This window comes from Arthrobacter sp. HMWF013 (assembly GCF_003061105.1).
GTDB lineage: Bacteria > Actinomycetota > Actinomycetes > Actinomycetales > Micrococcaceae > Arthrobacter.
In genome coordinates this window covers 1-4,202 of record NZ_QAIQ01000211.1, presented here as the reverse complement: position 1 = coordinate 4,202, position 4,202 = coordinate 1, and the positions used below count along the sequence as shown (strand labels likewise).

The 4,202-nt window shown below is 54.5% G+C and carries 3 protein-coding genes; 2 read left to right on the top strand and 1 reads right to left on the bottom strand.

The window, feature by feature from the left end:
* Window positions 1-728, bottom strand: a 728-nt coding sequence (locus tag DBR22_RS08900; protein WP_181365088.1) for a glycosyltransferase, incomplete at its 3' end; no start/stop codon positions are given.
* A gap of 518 nt (window positions 729-1,246) precedes the next feature.
* Here DBR22_RS08900 and DBR22_RS08895 point away from each other — a divergent pair.
* Together DBR22_RS08895 and DBR22_RS08890 are read left to right on the top strand one after the other, a co-directional pair.
* A complete protein-coding gene (locus DBR22_RS08895; RefSeq protein WP_108598717.1) occupies window positions 1,247-2,728 on the top strand; it encodes a polysaccharide biosynthesis tyrosine autokinase in 1,482 nt (493 codons plus the stop codon).
* Between the two features lie 256 nt (window positions 2,729-2,984).
* The gene (locus tag DBR22_RS08890; protein ID WP_146187442.1) at window positions 2,985-4,082 is read left to right on the top strand and encodes a glycosyltransferase; all 1,098 of its coding nucleotides are present in this window, start codon (window positions 2,985-2,987) and stop codon (window positions 4,080-4,082) included.
* The last annotated feature ends 120 nt before the right edge of the window (window positions 4,083-4,202 follow it).

Here is a 4,202-nt window from a genome sequence, read left to right as displayed (position 1 = left end):
CCCATAAAGGAGAGTCGGAGTTTTGGAGAAGGCGTCTTTGCTGGACGTTCCGCCACCGCACTACTGTTCCCGATGTGTGCCACGACATATCTCAAGTCAGGAAACGATCCAGCGGCTAGCTCTCGCACCCGATCGGAGACTGGCAAAACCGCAGCAGCTCCACGCAGGAACGTACCGATCTTCTCATTCCGCGCTGTCACGGCGTGCGATGGAATTCGTGGCAGTGTTACGTGAACTCGGCGTGCGGCCTTGTACAAAAGATCAACCTGGTCAAGTTGGCCGATGCACATTTCGCATTTGCGCCGCTCTGGCCCCCCGCAGTTCCTGCCAGCGTAATCCATCATCGTGATTCGCGGGCAGATGAGGTAGTAGTCGTGCATGCTAACGACGTATTTTAGCCCTTTTGCCGTGAACTGCTCGTAGAAGTCCTCACCAAACCCAACGGTCAGGTGAAAGTGAATCAGGTCCGGAAGTTCGTCCTCAAGGATCCGGTTGAGCCGAGCTGTGCCATCCACGTCTACCTTGCAGGAGACGACGAACGGGCGGATGTTGCCCTTGTAGCCTACGACCTTGAATCCGTCGGGGTGGTTACGTGTCGCTTCCGCGCCGTCGATAACCGAAACAACATGACCATCAGCGATTTGGCTTGCGGCCAGCGTCCTCACGTAATTTGTAATCCCGCCCGGGAAATCAATGCTAAACCCCGCGACTACATGGATGATCTTCAACTTGTCCCCAACTCTCTGATACGTCGACCCTAAGCATAAAGCGAAGCTCTCGCCGGGTCGCATTAGGGCATCATTAGTTTGGAGACTCACAAGCAGATCATGCGGGAAGGGTTAGGAACGGCCCCGCGTCCACAGCGGCTACGGGCCGGTCACCCATCCTAGCGGTAAAGGCATGCCAGCTAACCCCTCCGCGACGGTACCGTATGGGCAACGAGGCTGCCGTCGATTCCTTCGATTGCTCTAGCTCAAAAGGCTCCCAGGCGTCGCACCAACTATTCACCTTCGCTCAGCGAGCGGGCCCTGAGGTGCTGCTTGTCTATCTTTGCCGTCGACATATGCGATACCAACAATTGCACGTACCTGGTGCGCAAAGTCTCGACAGTCGACCCTCTGCTCGGACGACACAGTGGGGCTGAGCGCAACACTAGCCGGGTACAATCGACATATCCGCACGAATAGAGCCGTTCTGGTGGCATGCCCGAAGGCTGCCCCCAGCAAATAAATAGGGGGATCTGAGTTTGGATCTACGCGACTACCTGCGGATTCTGCGCCGCAGCTGGATCTTAATTGCTGCTCTCACCTTGCTGGGACTACTCATCGGCGGCGCAGCATCGGTGATGACACGGCCGACCTATACGTCAAATACGCAGCTGTTTGTTGCGATACAAAGCTCGGGGACCGTCTCTGAACTCCAGCAAGGCAATACGTTCAGCCAAAGCCGCGTTCAGTCATACGTAAGGACTGTGAGCACACCAGTTGTTCTGCAGCCGGTCATTGAAAGCCTTGGCCTTGCTGAAACCGCCTCGGCATTAGCTGATCGAGTTAGTGCCAGCACCGACCTCAATACTGTGATAATCAATATCGAAGTTACGGATAGTTCACCCGTGCAAGCCGCAGCCACGGCTCAAGCGGTGGCGAACAGTCTAATTCGGGCTGTAGATACTCTCGAAAAACCTCGTGCGGGCGGTACTTCACCCGTCAGCCTCTCCATCATTACGCCCGCGGCAGCCCCGTCCGCAGCGTCGGCGCCAAACACGCGGCTTAACCTCGTAGTGGGCTTATTTATCGGCTTTACCTTGGGCCTCGGCGCGTCCGTCGGTCGGACCATACTTGATACAAGAGTTCGGGGGGAGGCTGACGTCCGTAAGGTCACGTTGGCTCCCATGCTCGGCGGCGTCGCCTACGACCCAGAGGCAGCTCAACAACCACTACTTACTCAAGCCGCCCCCCAGAGTCCTCGTGCCGAGTCCTTTCGACAGCTGCGAACGAATTTGCAGTTCGCTAACATTTCTGGCCAGGCGAAGTCGGTTCTGATTACTTCGTCACTTCCCGGAGAGGGCAAAAGTACGACAGCAACAAATCTTGCAATCGCCCTCGCCCAGGCGGGTCAGACCGTGTGCCTGGTGGACGCCGACCTGCGACGTCCGATGGTCAATGAGTACTTGGGTCTAGAACGCAACGCAGGTTTGACCACTGCGCTGGTTGGCGGCACCGAGTTGAATGATCTGTTGCAGCCGTGGGGCGATGACAATCTTTACGTGCTAACTTCCGGACGCATTCCCCCTAACCCAAGCGAATTACTCGGCTCACCTGAGATGAAGAATCTCCTGGAGCGCTTGGAGACAGCTTTTGATTCGGTAGTTATTGATGCCCCTCCGTTGCTGCCTGTCACGGATGCAGCGGTACTGAGTCAGCACGTCGGAGGCGTCGTTCTGGTCGTAGGCGCTCAAAAAATCAAAGAGCAGGACCTTGAGAAGGCCCTAAAAGCCCTTGATATGGTCGGTGCAAATCTTCTCGGGCTAGTCGTGAACAGGCTTCCCCTCAAGGGTCCCGATGCATATGCGTACAGCTACTACCGGCGTGACGACGAAGCCGACGTTCCGGATCCGTCCGTAACGGAGTACACAAAAACACTCCCTGAGACAGTCCATGAGGGCGCAGAATTCGACGATCTTCTTCAGTCTTCAGGCCGCCCCGCGCAGTTGTTCAGACGTCGGTAGACTGCCGGCGCCCTCGAAACGTGCAAGGTGCACGAAATCCGTGGCGGGGTGCTTCATGAAAGCTTCACCAGGCGAGCGTGGCGCCCAATTAGCCATCACACTCAAAAGCATGTTGCATGACTGATGTGTCGCAGATACCACTTTTATGTTTGTGGAAATAGGCTCATTTGGCAAGTAATGTATAGATCTTTCCCGCCAGTCTTCACGGACTATAACCACCCCAAGCGAATAACTGCGAGAGAATCAGAAGACGGCCTTGAAAATAGTTCTTGTACATGAATGGCTAACCAACGTTGCCGGTTCCGAAAAAGTACTTCTTCAGATGGCAAAAGTCTTTCCGGACGCCGAAATTGTCGTGGGAGTTGCGGACCCAGCGCTGGCGCGCGACGTGCTTCCGGGCCGCCGTGTCCGGTCGCTGCTGAGTCCGTCCCTACCAGGTATCCTCACCCACTGGGCGCGCTACGCTCCACTTCTCTGGCTGGCTTGGCGCTTTTGCAAAATTGACGCGGATCTCGTGGTCGTCAGCAGTCACTTCGGTGGACACCAAGTTTGTCATCGAACATCTGGTAAGACGATCGTCTACTACCACACACCGATGCGAATTGCTTGGAAGTTTGAGATGGAAAAGCACCGCGTATCTGGTCCCGCAGCCAGGTTGTTGCGGACTTTGATTCCTGCCATTCAATACGTGGATAGGTTGCCGGCCTCCAAAGCCAGCCGTCGCATTGCTAATTCAACTGAAACCCAGACCCGAATTCGTGATTACTACGGTTGCGACTCGGAAGTTTTGTATCCGCCTGTCGAGATTTCATCTATGCCGTCAGATTCTAATTCAAAACCCAGCGAGCCGTATTATCTGTGCTTCGGAAGATTGGTGGACTATAAACGAGTCGATCATGCGATCCTAGCCTGCAATCAGTTGGACAGACGCCTCGTCATAGTCGGCACCGGGCCCGCGGAGAAATCTCTCCGCACTTTGGCAGGCTCCAGGATCCAGTTTATGGGGCAAGTAAACGACGCTGCCAAAGTCCAACTCATGACCAACGCCACTGCTCTTGTTTTCCCAGGTCTCGAAGACTTTGGCATCGTACCGGTGGAGGCGATGAGCCATGGCGTACCAGTCATAGCCTTAGGCAAGGGAGGGGTGCTGGACACGGTGACTCCCTCCACAGGCGTCCTGTACGACGATGCCACTCCCTCTGGATTGGCGCAGGCTATCGAAAAGTTTGAGCTAAAATCTTTCGACCCGAAACATATCAGGTCTCACGCTTCAAAATTCGCTGAAATCAATTTCCGGTCGCGTCTCGCTGATATTGTTTCAACAACAATGGCGTCTGATGATTTGGCGCGCTAAAGGGGAAGTTATTGTTTGGCATTATTAATTGATAATACTCTCACCCAGATTTTGACTCAAACTCTTACTTTTACTCTTACTCTTACTCTTACTCTTACTCTTACTCTTACTCTTACTCTT